The organism is Nocardia concava NBRC 100430 (assembly GCF_000308815.1).
Taxonomy (GTDB): Bacteria; Actinomycetota; Actinomycetes; order Mycobacteriales; family Mycobacteriaceae; genus Nocardia; species Nocardia concava.
On sequence record NZ_BAFX01000121.1, the window covers coordinates 1 to 14,662 of the forward strand.

15 protein-coding genes are annotated in these 14,662 nt (G+C 67.3%); 4 read left to right on the plus strand and 11 right to left on the minus strand.

Annotated elements, in window-relative coordinates:
* Positions 1-323: 323 nt before the first annotated feature.
* Positions 324-1,325: a 4-hydroxy-3-methylbut-2-enyl diphosphate reductase gene (locus ON43_RS28060; protein ID WP_040812294.1), complete on the minus strand. Its 1,002-nt coding sequence runs from the start codon at positions 1,323-1,325 to the stop codon at positions 324-326.
* Between the two features lie 114 nt (positions 1,326-1,439).
* Here ON43_RS28060 and ON43_RS28065 point away from each other — a divergent pair, with 114 nt between their 5' ends.
* The gene (locus ON43_RS28065) at positions 1,440-2,117 is read left to right on the plus strand and encodes a lipid droplet-associated protein (RefSeq protein ID WP_040812296.1); all 678 of its coding nucleotides are present in this window, start codon (positions 1,440-1,442) and stop codon (positions 2,115-2,117) included.
* A 103-nt stretch (positions 2,118-2,220) separates the two neighbouring features.
* On the opposite strand, the gene ON43_RS28070 is transcribed toward ON43_RS28065, so the two are convergent.
* Entirely contained in the window at positions 2,221-2,643 is a 423-nt protein-coding gene (locus ON43_RS28070) for a limonene-1,2-epoxide hydrolase family protein (protein WP_040812298.1), read from the minus strand.
* Between the two features lie 39 nt (positions 2,644-2,682).
* Complete coding sequence (locus ON43_RS28075; RefSeq protein ID WP_040812344.1) at positions 2,683-3,420, minus strand: TetR/AcrR family transcriptional regulator; 738 nt, start codon at positions 3,418-3,420, stop codon at positions 2,683-2,685.
* Between the two features lie 106 nt (positions 3,421-3,526).
* Between ON43_RS28075 and ON43_RS28080 the strand changes: the two genes are divergently transcribed.
* Positions 3,527-4,708, plus strand: coding sequence for an FAD-dependent monooxygenase (locus ON43_RS28080; RefSeq protein WP_040812301.1), 1,182 nt, complete (start codon positions 3,527-3,529; stop codon positions 4,706-4,708).
* A 288-nt stretch (positions 4,709-4,996) separates the two neighbouring features.
* Here ON43_RS28080 and ON43_RS28085 read toward each other — a convergent pair whose 3' ends face one another.
* Positions 4,997-6,397, minus strand: coding sequence for a class II fumarate hydratase (locus ON43_RS28085; RefSeq protein WP_040812303.1), 1,401 nt, complete (start codon positions 6,395-6,397; stop codon positions 4,997-4,999).
* Between the two features lie 132 nt (positions 6,398-6,529).
* Complete coding sequence (gene glpX / locus ON43_RS28090; protein WP_040812305.1) at positions 6,530-7,561, minus strand: class II fructose-bisphosphatase; 1,032 nt, start codon at positions 7,559-7,561, stop codon at positions 6,530-6,532.
* A 129-nt stretch (positions 7,562-7,690) separates the two neighbouring features.
* Between glpX and ON43_RS28095 the strand changes: the two genes are divergently transcribed.
* On the plus strand, positions 7,691-8,272 hold the full coding sequence (locus ON43_RS28095) for a DUF4245 domain-containing protein (protein WP_040812307.1): 582 nt from the start codon (positions 7,691-7,693) through the stop codon (positions 8,270-8,272).
* A 73-nt stretch (positions 8,273-8,345) separates the two neighbouring features.
* Here the strand turns inward: ON43_RS28095 and ON43_RS28100 are convergent, their stop codons facing one another.
* The 3 genes from ON43_RS28100 to ON43_RS28110 all read right to left on the minus strand — a co-directional run bounded on the left by ON43_RS28100 (position 8,346) and on the right by ON43_RS28110 (position 10,735).
* On the minus strand, positions 8,346-8,576 hold the full coding sequence (locus ON43_RS28100; protein WP_040812309.1) for an exodeoxyribonuclease VII small subunit: 231 nt from the start codon (positions 8,574-8,576) through the stop codon (positions 8,346-8,348).
* A 70-nt stretch (positions 8,577-8,646) separates the two neighbouring features.
* Positions 8,647-9,876, minus strand: a complete 1,230-nt coding sequence (gene xseA, locus ON43_RS28105) for an exodeoxyribonuclease VII large subunit (protein WP_051179375.1) — start codon at positions 9,874-9,876, stop codon at positions 8,647-8,649.
* Between the two features lie 85 nt (positions 9,877-9,961).
* Positions 9,962-10,735, minus strand: a complete 774-nt coding sequence (locus ON43_RS28110; protein ID WP_040812311.1) for a metalloregulator ArsR/SmtB family transcription factor — start codon at positions 10,733-10,735, stop codon at positions 9,962-9,964.
* A gap of 64 nt (positions 10,736-10,799) precedes the next feature.
* Between ON43_RS28110 and ON43_RS28115 the strand changes: the two genes are divergently transcribed.
* Positions 10,800-11,288: an SRPBCC family protein gene (locus ON43_RS28115; protein ID WP_040812313.1), complete on the plus strand. Its 489-nt coding sequence runs from the start codon at positions 10,800-10,802 to the stop codon at positions 11,286-11,288.
* A gap of 128 nt (positions 11,289-11,416) precedes the next feature.
* On the opposite strand, the gene ON43_RS28120 is transcribed toward ON43_RS28115, so the two are convergent.
* From ON43_RS28120 to phoH2, 3 genes are all read right to left on the minus strand, one after another.
* Positions 11,417-12,274 (minus strand): acyl-ACP desaturase, encoded by an 858-nt coding sequence (locus tag ON43_RS28120; protein WP_040812315.1) that lies wholly within the window; start codon positions 12,272-12,274, stop codon positions 11,417-11,419.
* A gap of 112 nt (positions 12,275-12,386) precedes the next feature.
* The gene (locus ON43_RS28125) at positions 12,387-12,893 is read right to left on the minus strand and encodes an LGFP repeat-containing protein (RefSeq protein WP_040812348.1); all 507 of its coding nucleotides are present in this window, start codon (positions 12,891-12,893) and stop codon (positions 12,387-12,389) included.
* A gap of 143 nt (positions 12,894-13,036) precedes the next feature.
* Complete coding sequence (gene phoH2 / locus ON43_RS28130) at positions 13,037-14,437, minus strand: RNA 5'-3' helicase PhoH2 (RefSeq protein ID WP_083913790.1); 1,401 nt, start codon at positions 14,435-14,437, stop codon at positions 13,037-13,039.
* Positions 14,438-14,662 lie beyond the last annotated feature (225 nt).

Sequence of the window (14,662 nt, forward strand, 5' to 3'; positions counted from 1 at the left end):
AATCACGCCGCCCCCGAACCCAATCCGGCCCAGCCCGAGGGCGGCCGCCGCCGTCGCCCGCAGCCGGGCGATATCCCGCCGCACCCGCGCCCGAATGTGCGCTATCGCGAACGCGATTCCGGCCGCATCGAGCGTTGATCAGGAAATCCGGTTCGGCGACACGCGAGCGACACGCACGTAGATTTCCGGCAATCACGAAATCCGGTACGAAATAACATCATCCGGATAGCAATTCGCGCCCTCCACGACGAATGTGGAGGGCGCGAATGAGTTTCGGAGCTTACGCCCGTACGTTTCGGAGGCTACGCCCGTACCTTCGGACGCTATGCGCGTGCGGCGCGCAGTTCGCGCGGCAGCGAGAACACCAGCGTCTCATTGGCGGTGGTGACCGGCACCACCTCACCGAAACCGTGCTCGGCCAGCAGTTCCAGCACACCCTCGACCAGAATCTCCGGCACCGAGGCGCCCGAGGTGACGCCGACCGTGCGCACACCCTCCAGCCACGCGGTATCGACCTCGCGCGCGAAGTCGACCAGATGCGCGGCCCGCGCCCCGGCGGTCAGCGCGACCTCGACCAGCCGCACCGAATTCGAGGAATTGCGCGAGCCGACCACGATCACCAGATCGCATTCCGGCGCCATGGCTTTCACCGCGGTCTGCCGGTTGGAGGTGGCGTAGCAGATGTCGTCGCTCGGCGGATCCTGCAGCTTGGGGAAGCGCAGGCGCAGCCGGTTCACCGTCTCCATGGTCTCGTCCACCGAGAGCGTGGTCTGGGAGAGCCAGATCACCTTGTTCTCGTCGCGCACGGTGACCTGGTCGACGGCGTCCGGGCCGTCCACCAACTGGACGTGCTCGGGGGCCTCACCCGCGGTGCCCTCGACCTCCTCGTGGCCCTCGTGGCCGATGAGCAGGATGTCGAAGTCGTCACGGGCGAAGCGCTTGGCCTCCTGGTGCACCTTGGTGACCAGCGGGCAGGTGGCGTCGATGGTGTGCAGGCTGCGCGCGGCGGCCGATTCGTGCACGGCCGGGGAGACGCCGTGCGCCGAGAACACCACGAGCGCGCCCTCGGGCACCTCGTCGGTCTCGTCGACGAAGATCACGCCGCGCTCGCGCAGGGTTTCCACCACGTGCCGGTTGTGCACGATTTCCTTGCGGACATAGATGGGGGCGCCGTGCTTTTCGAGCGCCTTCTCCACCGTTTCGACCGCCCGGTCCACACCGGCGCAGTAGCCGCGCGGTTCGGCGAGCAGAACTCGTTTGGGCGCGTCGGCATCACCCGCCGCGGACCGGACGATTCCGACGTTCAAAGGGATAGCCGAGGACATGGCCCCAAGAATACGTGTGCCCCTCGGCGCGCATTCGCGCGGAGGTTAGGGTCACAATCACTTTTCGTGCGCTCTCACCTTTGCATCACACGGCGTTTCGGGCAGGCTAGGGGCATGTTCCGACCTCCGTTCCTGGCCCGGGTCGCCGCCGGGGCTGCCGTCTATGCCCTCGAGGAAACTCGTCGGCTACCGACCACCGCACTCAATTTCCCGATCACCGCGATCAGCCAGATGTTGCAGACCACCATGCACCTCCAGCAGTTCGTGACCAGCCTCGCTCTCAAGGGCGACGAAGTTTTCGACCGTTTGGTCAACCAGCCGGAAGAACAGCCCGCCTGGGCCACCTTCGATGAGGACGAAGCCGACGAGCAAACGCCGAGCTTCGCTTCCGATTCGGTACGGCAGAGCCGTTTCGACCTCTTTACCGAGCCCGAACCGGCCGTCGAGGAGCCCGCCGAGGCCCCCGCCGCACCCGTTTCGGCCGAGCCCGAACCGGTTGCCACCGAATCGGCCGCGCAGGAGGCAGCCGAACCGGAGGCCGCCGAAACCCCGGCTCCGGCAACGGCTTCCAAGTCGTCGACCAACGGCCACAATGGCAGCGGTGTGGTGGAGCCCGAGGTGGCGTCGCGCTTCGACTACGCCAATATGACCATCGCCCAGCTGCGTGCGCGTCTGCGTCAGCTGTCGGTGGAGGAGCTGGCCACCCTCCTGGCCTACGAGCAGGAGACGTTCGATCGTGCGCCTTTCGTCACCATGCTGACGAACCGCATCGCGACCGTTCAGGCCAAGTAGGAAACCGACTCTCGACCAGCGCCGGTCGACCGGGCATTACCCGGCGGCCGGTGCGCTTCGTTTCAAGGGCTTTCGCGCGAGTGGGCACGCGCGAAACCCCTTGTCAGCGCGGGAGTACCGCGCGAATCAGCCCGGTCACCGTGCCGCGCAGGAAGTTCTCCCAGCTGAAATGGTCGTGCCACAGGCTGATTCGGCCGTCGTGGAACTCGAAGGTGCCGCAGACCCAGAAGGAGATCTCGACCGGACCCATGCGCAGGTAGTCGGTGCGCTCGGTGAGGACCGTGCCGTCCTCGGTGGCCGCGATGTGGTGCATGTCGGCGCGGAAGCCGAAGCGGGGGCTGTTGAGCTGGGTGAGGACCCAGCGGACGCGGTCGGCGCCGCGAATGTCGGGGAGCGAGGTGTTCTTCCAGACGATGGCCGGATCCACCAGATCCAGGGCCTCGTCGACGATCTTCATCTCCATGGCGGCGAAGAACTCGCGCACCGTGGTGACCGGATCCTGCTTCAACTCGGGTAGCTCGGACATGAGCCGAGCGTAGGCCGAATCCGGGCCGCGGCGAAGGAATTACGCGGACTCGCGACGGGTGGCGATGAACGCGGCGAGACCGTCCAGGATGCGGTCGATTCCGAAGGTGAGCGCATTGCCCTCACCGGGGTCGGACTGGTTGTTCATGGTCGCCGCGAAGGCCGCAACCGCGTGCGGGAACCGCTCGGCCTGGGCCGCGAGCACCGCGCCGAGCTCCCGGCCCATCTGTTCCTCGGCGGGATCCTCCCCCGGTGAGACCGCGGTCTGCATGGCGATGGCGCGGGCATGGCTGAGCAGCAGGACGACCGTGTCGAACTGTTCGGCAACGCTCAGACCGGTGTCGACGAGCACGCTCAAAGCCCCATCCACCCAGGCCAATTCATTGGGGCCCATCGGGCGGATACCGGTGGCCAGTTCGTTCGCCCACGGGTGCGTTCGAACCTGCTCGTAGATGGTCTCGGTCCAGAGCCGCAGGTAGGCGCGCCATGGCTCCGGCGAATCCGCCTGCGCGGCCTCGATTTTCGGCGGGGCGCCGAGTGCGCTGTCGAGCATGAGCGCGGTGAGTTCGGTCCGCCCCGGGATGTAGCGGTACAGCGCCATCTTGGCGCACCCGACCCGTTCCGCCAGCCGCGCCATGGACAGGTTGGCCAATCCTTCGGCGTCGGCGAGTTCGATGGCCTCGGCGACGATCCGCTCCAGTGTGAGCGAGGGTTTCGGCCCACGCCGCGGGCGGTCGGGGGTGCCCCACAGCAGTTCGAGGGTGGTCGGTGCCGGCATGGTCGCCATCCTTCCGGATTTCGGGGTTGACATGAAACTGCGTCCACCATACTCTAATAAACATCAACAGCGTCCGAGGGACGCAGTTACCGAAGGAGTCACCGAAATGCGCAAGACCACCGTCCTCATCTCCGGAGCCAGCGTCGCCGGTCCCGCCCTCGCCTACTGGCTCGAGCGCTACGGCTTCCAGGTGACCGTGGTCGAGAAGGCCCCGAGCCTGCGCTCGGGCGGCCAGGCCGTCGACTTCACCGGCGAGACCCACATGACCGTGCTCGAGCGGATGGGTGTGCTCGACGACATCAAGCGCCGCCAGACCGGCAAGACCGACTGGGTGCTGGTCGACGAGAGCGGCACCGAGCAGGCCGTCATGGCCGGCGAATTCCTTGGCGGCGATATCGAGATCCTGCGCGGCGACCTGGCCCAGGTCCTCTACAACCGGACCGCCGGGAAATGCGAATACCTCTTCGGCGACACCGTCACCGCGCTACAGGAATCGGCCGACGGCGTGTACGTCGAATTCCAGAACTCGCCCGCGCGCGTCTTCGACCTGGTCTTCGGCTGCGACGGCATCCACTCGCGGATCCGGAAGCTGGCCTTCGGACCGGAGGCGGATTACGTGCACCACGACGGCTACTACTACGCCATCGCGGGTGCGTCGATCTGGGCGGACATGCCCGAGGGTGATCGTCAGCGCGCCCGGTCCCTGGGCTGCAATATCCCGGGCCGGTTCGCGATGACGGGCGGGAACAAGGCCGCGCAGTTCTACCTGTTCGCCTCGCCCGAACTCGATTACTCGCGCGACGATCTGGATCAGCAGCGCGCGATCGTGGCCGAGCAATTCGCCGGAATGGGCTGGGAAGCGCCGCGCATGCTGGCGGAGCTGCCGTACCTGGAGGGTTTCTACCTCGACGCCATCGCCAAGGTGAAGATGAAGAACTTCGTGAAGGGCCGCGTGGCGCTCGTCGGGGATGCGGGCCACGGCCACACGCTCAATGGTTTCGGCACCGGATCGGCGATTGTCGGCGCCTATGTGCTCGCCGGTGAATTGGCCATGGCCGACGGGGATCACACCGTGGCGTTCGCACGCTACGAGGAAATCATGAAGCGGCTGCTGCGCAAGGCCGATGAGGCGAGCCCCGGGCGGTTCATCGCGCCTCGGACGGCTCGTGGCCTGCGGATGCGCAACTGGTTCGTGCGCTCGCGGGGATTCAAGCTGATGGTGAAGTTCGGCGAGAACGCCAAGAACGACATCGATCTGAAGAACTACCCCGAAATGGTGGCGAACTGACTCGCCGTAAACATGAAGAAAGCACTGACGTGGATGTGGCGGCTACTGCCGCCACATCCACCGACCAGTGCATTCAAAGAAGAATGCCGAGGCTCGTGAGCAGAGCGGCAGCGCCGACGCCGCCGATGGCAAGAAGGCCGAAGAGGATTGCTGCGAGCATTGTTCTTTCCTTTCCTGAAACATCCGCGGATGCGGACACTCAGCTAATCGCAGGCTATGCGTGATCCGTTTCACAGTCTGTTTCAGAAAAGAAAAATAGGTCGCTGACCGGCACTCGACCGGATCTCACTACTTCGAGTCGTCGACTTTCGCCATAGAGAGGACATCGAGGCGGTGATCCAGCTCCTCGACCGACAGCTTGTCGCTGATCAGACCCCGATCGATGACCGTCTGGCGGATAGTCTTCTTCTCCTTCAGCGCCTGCTTGGCCACCGCCGCAGCCTCCTCGTAACCGATCGCCGAATTCAACGGCGTCACGATCGAGGGCGAGGATTCCGCCAGCTGACGCAGGTGCTCGACATTCGCGACAAGTCCCACGACGCACTTATCGGCGAACAATCGGGAAACATTGGCCAGCAGGCGAATCGACTCCAGCACATTCCGGGCCATAACCGGGATATAGACATTCAATTCGAAAGCGCCGTTACCGCCGCCCCAGGCAATGGCCGCGTCATTTCCGATGACCTGCGCGGCCACCTGGGTAACCGCCTCCGGGAGAACGGGATTCACCTTCCCGGGCATGATGGAGGAACCGGGCTGCAGATCCGGCAACTGCAATTCGCCCAAACCGGTGAGCGGACCCGAACCCATCCAGCGAATGTCGTTGGCAATCTTGGTGAGACTGATCGCCACGGTGCGCAGCGCGCCGGAGAGCTCCACCAGCCCGTCACGGGCGGCCTGCGCCTCGAAATGATCGACAGCTTCGGACAAATGGTCCAGATTCGTCGCCTTCGCCAGTTCCGCAACGACTTTCGCGCCGAACCCGTCGGGCGCGTTGAGGCCGGTGCCGACAGCGGTCCCGCCGATCGCCAGCTCACCGACCCGCGGCAGGGTGGCCAGCAGGCGCTCGATACCGGCGCTGACCTGCCGGGTGTAGCCGCCGAACTCCTGGCCCAGGGTCACCGGCACCGCGTCCATGAGATGGGTGCGGCCGGACTTGACCACCGACTTCCACTCCGTCGACTTGTCCAGCAGCGCCAGCCGCAGATGATCCAGCGCCGGGATCAGATCCTTGACGACCGCCTCGGTCGCGGCGAGATGCGTTGCGGTGGGGAAGGTGTCGTTGGACGACTGCGACATGTTCACGTCGTCATTGGGATGCACGGTGACGCCGTCGCGCGCGGCGATGCTCGCGATCACCTCGTTGGCGTTCATGTTCGAGCTGGTGCCCGAGCCGGTCTGGAACACGTCGATCGGGAACTGGTCGTCATGCTTGCCATCGGCGATCTCGCCCGCGGCGGCGATGATGGCATCCGCCTTCGCCTTGTCCAGCAGGCCCAGATCGCGATTCACGGCCGCGGTGGCCGCCTTCAGCAGGCCGAGCGCGCGAATCTGCGCGCGCTCCAGGCCCCGTCCGCTGATCGGGAAGTTCTCCACGGCGCGCTGCGTCTGCGCCCGCCACAGGGCATTGACGGGGACCCGCACTTCACCCATCGTGTCGTGCTCGATCCGGTATTCGGTCTCGGTCATGAAATCGACCCTATGCCCGTCCCGAACGCCGTGGGGGTGCCACGCCTGAGGGAATCAGCACACTCCCGGCCGGGAATACGAAGGTGGCCGGACAGTCGGTCGACTGTCCGGCCACACAAGGCTTTTCGCCGATCAGGGCAGCGGCGGGGTGGCGTGCTCGTCGCCGATGAAGTCCACCGAGGCGTACTCCTTCAGCTTGGTGAGCCGGTGGTACGCGTCGATCATGCGGACGGTGCCGGACTTGGCGCGCATGACGATGGACTGCGTGTACGCGCCGCCGCCGTAGTAGCGCACACCCTTGAGCAGATCACCGTCGGTGACGCCGGTGGCGCTGAAGAACACGTCGTCGCCGGAGACCAGGTCGTTGGTGCTCAGGATGCGGTCGAGGTCGTGGCCGGCGTCGATGGCCTTCTGCTTCTCGGCGTCGTCCTTCGGCGCCAGCTTGCCCTGCAGCGCGCCGCCCAGGCAGCGCATGGCGGCCGCGGCGATGATGCCCTCGGGGGTGCCGCCGATGCCGATGAGCATGTCGACGCCGGATTCCGGACGGGCGCAGGCGATGGCGCCGGCGACGTCACCGTCGGAGATGAGGCGGATGCGGGCGCCCGCGTCGCGGACGGCCTTCATGTGCTCGGCGTGGCGGGGACGGTCCAGGATGCAGACCGTCAGGTCGGAGACCGACGAGTTCTTGGCCTTGGCGACGCGGCGTAGGTTCTCCGCGATCGGGGCGGATAGGTCGATGACATCGGCGGCGTCGGGGCCGACGGCGATCTTCTCCATGTAGAACACGGCCGAGGGATCGAACATGGCGCCGCGCTCGGCGACCGCCAGCACGGAGATCGCGCCCGGCGAGCCCTTCGACATCAGGGTGGTGCCGTCGATCGGGTCGACCGCGAAATCGAGTTCGGCGCCGGTGCCGTCGCCGACCAGTTCACCGTTGTAGAGCATGGGCGCTTCGTCCTTCTCGCCCTCACCGATCACCACGATGCCGCGCATGGAGACGGTCGCCACCAGCTGCCGCATGGCGTCCACGGCCGCGCCGTCGCCGCCTTCCTTGTCGCCCCGGCCGACCCACCGGCCCGCGGCCATGGCCCCGGCCTCGGTGACCCGGACCAACTCGAGCGCTAGGTTGCGGTCCGGCGCCTCGCGGCGGCTGGATGCGGTCATGACGGGAGCCTCCTTGGTCGTTTACTGCTGCGTGAATTGTCGCATTGCGGTTCGGGGGCTCCGGCACGTACTTACGTTTCCACCCACCGTGAGCTCGGTCGCACCTGTGCCCCATGGATACTGAGTGACGTGTCGTACCAAAAGCCGCGCAGTCAGAACGACTACAAGGACCTGCTGTGGTCGCTCGCTTCGCTGGTGCTGATCTGCTTGGTCATCGCGGGGATCGCGAGCCAGTGCTCGTTCTCCACGGGCGGGCCCAAGCAGGGGCAGATTCCGAACTTCGATGTGAAGGCGGCGCTCACCGATGACGCGCGGCTCATGTCGTTCCCGATCCGACTGCCGGTGCTGCCGGACGCGGATCCGGACAAGTGGACGCCGAACTCGGGCAGCCACGACACCATCACCGGGACGGGCGGCGGGCAGACCAGCACCGTCGGGTACATCACGCCCGAGGGCACGTACATGCAGCTGACCCAGTCGAACGCGAGCGTCGACGCTCTCGACAAGAAGTACGCGAGCGGACGCCCGGCGTCGGGCAGCGAGCAGCGCGGCGGGCAGAAGTGGATCGTCTACGCCGAGCAGGGTTCGGAGCCCGCATGGATCGCCGACTTCGGTGATTCCCGCGTGGTGATCAAGGGCGCGGGCAATGGCGCGGCCTTCAATACCCTCGCGACCGCCGTCAGCCAGGCCCAGCCGCTGCCGCACAAGTAATCACGCTGCCGCGCGGCTGATTCGAAAGCGGCTGGAGCCCAGCCGCTTCGATCACTCCTCCGAAGAGCTCGGCTCACTCCTCCGAAGTCCGGTGGGCCAGCGCGTCCTCGACCCGCTTGCGGGCCCCCGCCAGGTGCTGTTCGCAGCGGTTCGCCAGCGCCTCGCCACGCTCCCACAGGGCGAGCGAGTCATCGAGATCCATCCCGCCCTGCTCGAGCATCTTCACCACATTGACCAGTTCGTCGCGGGCACGCTCATAGCCGAAGGTGGCGATCTCGGCGCGATCGTCGGTGGTCTCGCTCATACAGTTTCCTCTCTGGCGTGGGCGGGGCCCTCCATGGTTACGCTTCGCTGCCGCTTCCGGGCCTGACCGCTCACGCCGTGTCCTTTCGGGTGGGGCGGGGAGCCAGGGATTGGGTGCCGAGGGCGGCGGCGGAGATCGCGCCGTCGGCCACCCGGATGCGGAGCTGGGTGCCGGGCGGGGAGTCCTCGATGGCGCGGACCACCTCGCGGTCCTTGCCGTTGACCCGTTGCACCACCGCGTAACCGCGGGCCAGGGTGGCGGCCGGGCCCACGGCGGAGAGCTTTTCGCGCAGGTGGCGGGTGGTGGTGGATTCGCCGGTGAGCAGATGGGTGACCGCGCGCTCGGCGGACATCCGCAGCCGCTCGATCTCGTCGTGGCGCTGGTCGAGCAGGCGTAGCGGGTCGGCCAGCACCGGGCGCGAACGCATCTGGGCCAGCGCGCGGGACTCGCGATCGACCCAGCCACGCAGCGCCGCGGCCGCGCGGGAGCGAAGTTCTTGCAGCAGCGCGGCTTCGGCGGCGGCATCGGGGACGATGCGCTTGGCGGCATCGGTCGGGGTGGCGGCGCGCAGGTCGGCGACGTAGTCCGAGATCGGATTGTCGGGTTCGTGGCCGATGGCGCTGACGATCGGGGTCTTCGCCGAAACGATGGCGCGGCACAGGGTCTCGTCGGAGAACGGCAGCAGATCCTCGACACTGCCGCCGCCGCGGGCCAGCACGATCACATCCACTTCCGGATTCGCGTCCAGGGCGGCGATGGCCTCCAGGATCTGCGGCACTGCGGTCGGCCCCTGCACGGCGGTATTGCGGATCTCGAACCGCACCGCGGGCCAGCGCTGGGTGGCCACGGTCACCACATCGTGTTCGGCGGCGCTGGCGCGGCCGGTGATGAGGCCGATTCGATTGGGCAGGAACGGAATCGGCCGCTTTAGCCGCGGATCGAACAGCCCCTCGGCGGACAGCAACGCCTTCAGCCGCTCGATGCGGGCCAGCAGCTCCCCGATCCCCACCGGCCGAATCTCGGTGACCCGCAATGACACCGTGCCCCGCCCGGTGAAGAACGACAGCTTCCCGTACACGACGACCCGGCTGCCTTCCTGCAGCGGCACCGCCGAATTCCGCAGCAGCTCCGGATCGCAGGTCACCGACAGCGACATATCCGCCGCCGTATCCCTGAGCACCAGAAACGCCGTCCGGGTCCCCGGCCGCACGTTCATCTGGGTGATCTGCCCCTCCACCCACACCGCGCCCAGCCGATCGATCCACTGCGCCACCTTCACCGAGATGGTCCGCACCGGCATCGGATTCTCGGCAGACGAACTCGGCGGCCGCGCAGGCGTCTCGGTGGTCACCACACCGATTCTTGCAGTCCCCACCGACGCCGAATCACCCCGGCCGTCCGGCGGTCCCGGCGATGGCTCGAGTGAGGTTGTCCAGGAGTTGGTTCCAGCCGAGGTGGATACCGGCCATGGCCGGTTCGGAGCCGGGCGTGGGGTCGGAGAGGCTGATTCGAAGATTCAGTCGGGTGCCCGCGGGGGTGGAGGTCAGCTCCAGGAGGTGGTCGGCCTCGAAGAGCGGGGTCCCGTCGGCGTTCAGCGGTGACAGCTGGAACCGGAGGCGTTGGGGCGGTTGAACATCGAGGTAGCGGCCCGCGCTGTGGTACCGGGTGCCGTCGCCCTCGCGGAGCTCGATCGACAGGACACCTCCGGCGACCGGTTCCAGGACGCAGTCCGCCATCTCGAAATGCTCTGGGTGCCACCAGTCGCGCACCAGGTCGGGCGAGGTCCACCACTCCCATACCGTCGCCGCCGGTACCGGCAGGGTGCGCTCGAATTCGTGGTTCAGCACCGGTTCGGCGGCGATGGCCGTTCGATACTCGGTGAGTACCGATTCGGACGGGTGGTCGGCCTCGAACCCGGCGAGCCATTCGCGTAGTTCCCGCAGCGGACCGCGGCGCAGGGCGTAGATGCGGCGCTGCCCGAGCGGTTCCATCACCACCAGCCCGGCGCGTTCGAGCGCCTGGAGATGCTTCGTCGTCTGCGGTTGGCGCAGGTCGAGCGCGGTGGCGATCTCGCCGACCGGACGCGGCGCGGCATTGAGCAGCTCCACGATCCGCAGCCGGTTGGGTTCGGCCAGGGCGGCGAACAGTACGGGGTCCATTGACTAAGTATGCCTCCAGGGATATATTCCTTACAGAGAATATTTCCGAATCGAGGAGCACACCATGTCCGACCGGATCCGCATCGAACACGACTACCCCACGACCGCCCAGACCATCTGGGACCTGTGGACCACCGCCGCCGGAATCGAGAAGTGGTGGGCGCCGGACGGTTTCACCGTTCACGTCGACCGGCTGGACCTGCGCCCGGGCGGCGAACTGGTCTACACGATGACCGCGACGGCCCCCGAGCAGATCGAGTTCATGCGGTCCGTCGGCATGCCCCTGTCGACCGAGTCCCGCAAGACGTTCACCGAGGTCGACGGCCCCAACCGGCTCGCCTACACCTCGCTGGCCGACTTCATCCCCGGCGTGGAGCCCTACGAGTTCCTCACCACCGTGGACCTCGAGCCGACCGACGCGGGCGTCCGCGTGGTGATGACCGTCGACGCCATGCACGACGACGTCTGGACCGAGCGCCTCCAGCAAGGGCGGGCGAACGAACTCGCCAACCTCGCCGCCGTCGTCTCCGGCGACCCGAGCGAGAATCACTGAGAGCGGCAGGCTTTGCGCCGGGTCATCGCGGGGATACGAAAAGCGCGACGCCCGCCACGATTTCGCGGCGGGCGTCGGCATCGAACCACGCGAAGGGGCCCCGAGAGGCTCGATAGCGCGGGATTGGATCAGGGGCGCAGGTGGGCCAGTTCGGCTCGGGCCTTCTCGCCCGCTTCGGTGAAGTCGGTGCGGGTGAAGATATTCCACTGCTCGAGCAGCGGGGTGAAGACGAGTTCGGGCTCGCGGGCGGGGTCGTAGATGCCCGCCTCGGCGAGGACCTCGGTGCTGGTGCGCCCGTCGGCGAGTTCGACCACGGGAACGTGGAAGTCGGCGACGCGGTCGGCGATGGCGCGGACGGTCTGATCGGGGGCCAGGTCGAGGGCCGCGCTGACCAGGTTGGCGAAGAACACCGCCTGGAGTTCGTCGTCGGCGGCGAGGCGGTCGGCGATGGTGGCGACGATGACATTGTCGGCGAGGCGCGCGGTGGTGCGGTGGCGCACGGCGGCGGCGGTTTCCTCGAAGGCGAGGGTGGCGATCACGTCGGGCAGGTGCATCGCGGGGCGGCGGAAGCCGGCGGTCATGTGCGCCATGCGCATCCGCTCCAGCGCGATCGGGTCGACGGCGCGGGTGACCATGAGGTAGTTGCGGATGAGGATCTCGTGGCGGTTCTCCTCGGCGGTCCAGCGGCCGACCCAGCGCCACCACGGGCCCCGGTTCAGGTACTTGCCGAGTTCGCGGTGGTAGGCGGGCAAGTTGTCGGCGATCAGCACGCCGACGGTGAGCGCGGTCTTGGCGACCTCGCTGAGCTCGGATTGCGCGGGCTCCCAATCGGTTCCGCCCATGAAGGCGAAATTGCGGCCGTCGTCCCACGGCACATAGTCGTGGGGCTGCCACTCCGCGGCGGCGGCGATATGCCGCACGAGGTTTTCCTCCACCACGTCCGCGAGTGATACCAGCAGGTCCCGATCGGCCAAAGCGTTCTGCACCGGACCAACCTAGCCGTATTCGGGCAAACGCGGGGATCTTCGCGCGGTATTCGAATCGGCTATGGAATAGGCCGGATCCGGGGCGCACGTCACCGCGCCCCGGACCGCCGGGCTATTTCTCGGTGACGGTGGTCTTGTTGTCGACCCAGGTGATGGTGCCGCCGCTGAAATCACTCTGCTTGCCGCCGGCGATATCGAACTCGTCGCTGGTCGGGTAGCCGAGTTTGCCGCTTGCGCCGCCCTGTTCCTCCCACGCCTTGCGGATCTCGCCCCACACCACATGGGTGCCGTGGGTCGGGCTGGAGTAGATGGCGCCGCCGTCGAATTCCTGCACCATGCCGCCGTCGGGGGCGTCCTTGGCCGGGCCCGTGGGCATGCCGAGCGGGCTGCTGGGTCCGCCCATGGCGTTGTACTTCTCCAGAACCCCTCCGGCGACGGCGATTTCACCGTTCGGGGTGGAGATCTTGGTTTCGGCGGTGTGCGTCTCGGAGGTCGCGGTCGCCGTGGTGGTGGACGACGCGGAATCCTTGTCCTTGTCCTTGTCGCAACCCGCGCCGAGTGCGGTGACGACCGCAAGCGCCGCGATGATGCCAGCCGTGCGTCGAGCGATGTGGTGCATTTCCAAATCCTCCCGAAAGTGCGGCCGAGCTGGAATTTCACCGAAAACTACCCTGCCGCACCGGGTACGAAACACACGCAAAAGGAATCGCCCGGCCGGTGCGCGAGTCGCACTCCGGCCGGGCGGGTCTCAATTATCGAGCGTCAGGAGTTGGGCCCGAACTCCTCCAGCATCTCGGTCACCAGCGCCGCGATCGGCGACCGCTCACTGCGGGTGAGGGTCACGTGCGCGAACAGCGGGTGCCCCTTGAGCTTTTCGATCACGGCGGCCACGCCGTCGTGCCGTCCGACCCGCAGGTTGTCGCGCTGGGCGACATCGTGGGTGAGCACCACCCGCGACCCGCTGCCCAATCGGCTCAGCACCGTGAGCAGCACATTGCGTTCCAGCGACTGCGCCTCGTCCACGATCACGAAGGAGTCGTGCAGCGAGCGTCCGCGAATGTGGGTGAGCGGCAGCACTTCCAGCATGCCGCGCGCCTGCACCTCCTCCATCACCTCGGGGCTGGCCAGCCCCTCGAGGGTGTCGAAGACGGCCTGCGCCCACGGACCCATCTTGTCGCTCTCGGAGCCCGGCAGATAGCCGAGCTCCTGTCCGCCCACCGCGTAGAGCGGCCGGAACACCACCACCTTTCGATGCGTGCGCCGTTCCAGGACGGCCTCGAGCCCGGCGGTCAGCGCGAGCGCCGACTTGCCGGTGCCGGCGCGCCCGCCCAGCGACACGATGCCGATGCTCTCGTCCAGCAGCAGATCCAGCGCGATGCGCTGTTCGGCCGAGCGACCGTGCAGCCCGAAGGCCTCGCGGTCGCCGCGGACCAGTTGCAGCCGCTTGTCCGGGGTGACCCGGGCCAGGGCGCTGCCGCGCGGGCTGAGCAAGCGAATTCCGGTGTGGCAGGGCATGTCCCGCGCCTCGTCGAGATCGATGAGGGTTTCGGCGTAGAGCTTGTCGACGGTGGCGACGGCCACCTCGAGCTCCACCATGCCGGTCCACCCGGAGGTGACCACGTCCTGCGCGTGATACTCGTCGGCCCGCAGGCCCACCGCGCTCGCCTTGACGCGCAGCGGAATGTCCTTGGACACCAGCACGACTCGCTGCCCCTCGGCGGCCAGGTTGAGCGCGCAGGCCAGGATGCGGGAATCGTTGGTGTCCGTGCGGAATCCGACGGGAAGGACGTTCGGATCGGTGTGGTTCAACTCCACCTGGAGTGTCCCGCCCTGGGTGCCGACCGGCACCCGCTGATCGAGCCGACCGTGTGCCAGACGCAGATCGTCCAGCATGCGCAATGCCTCGCGAGCGAACCAGCCGAGTTCGTGGTGATGGCGTTTGGCCTCGAGTTCGCTGATCACCACGAGCGGCAGCACCACGTGGTGCTCGCCGAAACGGGTCAGCGCCCAAGGATCGGACAGCAGCACCGACGTATCGACTACGAAGGATTTCGGTCCGGAATCGGACGACTGCGAGGCGGTTGCCCCCTTCTTTTTGGTCTGCGGGCCCTGGTCAGAGCCGGCGTCCCGGGTGGGAGCGGTAACGGAGCGTGCATCAGTCACGGTGGGCTCCTTTGCCACTCGCGCGACACCGCGCGAGCGTTCTCGCTGGGCCGGTCAGCCTTGGGGTCGTACGACCCGAGGGCCGGGTGCCGGCCCCCTCGCACTGAGTTGCTCAGTCACGATCAGGACCTCCCGTACGAGCCACACCTACGCGGCCCGCACCCCCGACGCTACCGCCGAAATCGCGATCCGGCTCCCCGACGGTCGGGCGCGTTGGTGAAGATC

Excerpts from the sequence above, each read along its gene's own strand:
- ON43_RS28060 (WP_040812294.1), bottom strand. The coding sequence starts at position 1,325 with ATGTCCTCGGCTATCCCTTTGAACGTCGGAATCGTCCGGTCCGCGGCG.
- ON43_RS28065 (WP_040812296.1), top strand. The coding sequence starts at position 1,440 with ATGTTCCGACCTCCGTTCCTGGCCCGGGTCGCCGCCGGGGCTGCCGTC.
- ON43_RS28070 (WP_040812298.1), bottom strand. The coding sequence starts at position 2,643 with ATGTCCGAGCTACCCGAGTTGAAGCAGGATCCGGTCACCACGGTGCGC.
- ON43_RS28075 (WP_040812344.1), bottom strand. The coding sequence starts at position 3,420 with ATGCCGGCACCGACCACCCTCGAACTGCTGTGGGGCACCCCCGACCGC.
- ON43_RS28080 (WP_040812301.1), top strand. The coding sequence starts at position 3,527 with ATGCGCAAGACCACCGTCCTCATCTCCGGAGCCAGCGTCGCCGGTCCC.
- ON43_RS28085 (WP_040812303.1), bottom strand. The coding sequence starts at position 6,397 with ATGACCGAGACCGAATACCGGATCGAGCACGACACGATGGGTGAAGTG.
- glpX (WP_040812305.1), bottom strand. The coding sequence starts at position 7,561 with ATGACCGCATCCAGCCGCCGCGAGGCGCCGGACCGCAACCTAGCGCTC.
- ON43_RS28100 (WP_040812309.1), bottom strand. The coding sequence starts at position 8,576 with ATGAGCGAGACCACCGACGATCGCGCCGAGATCGCCACCTTCGGCTAT.
- xseA (WP_051179375.1), bottom strand. The coding sequence starts at position 9,876 with ATGCCGGTGCGGACCATCTCGGTGAAGGTGGCGCAGTGGATCGATCGG.
- ON43_RS28110 (WP_040812311.1), bottom strand. The coding sequence starts at position 10,735 with ATGGACCCCGTACTGTTCGCCGCCCTGGCCGAACCCAACCGGCTGCGG.
- ON43_RS28115 (WP_040812313.1), top strand. The coding sequence starts at position 10,800 with ATGTCCGACCGGATCCGCATCGAACACGACTACCCCACGACCGCCCAG.
- ON43_RS28125 (WP_040812348.1), bottom strand. The coding sequence starts at position 12,893 with ATGCACCACATCGCTCGACGCACGGCTGGCATCATCGCGGCGCTTGCG.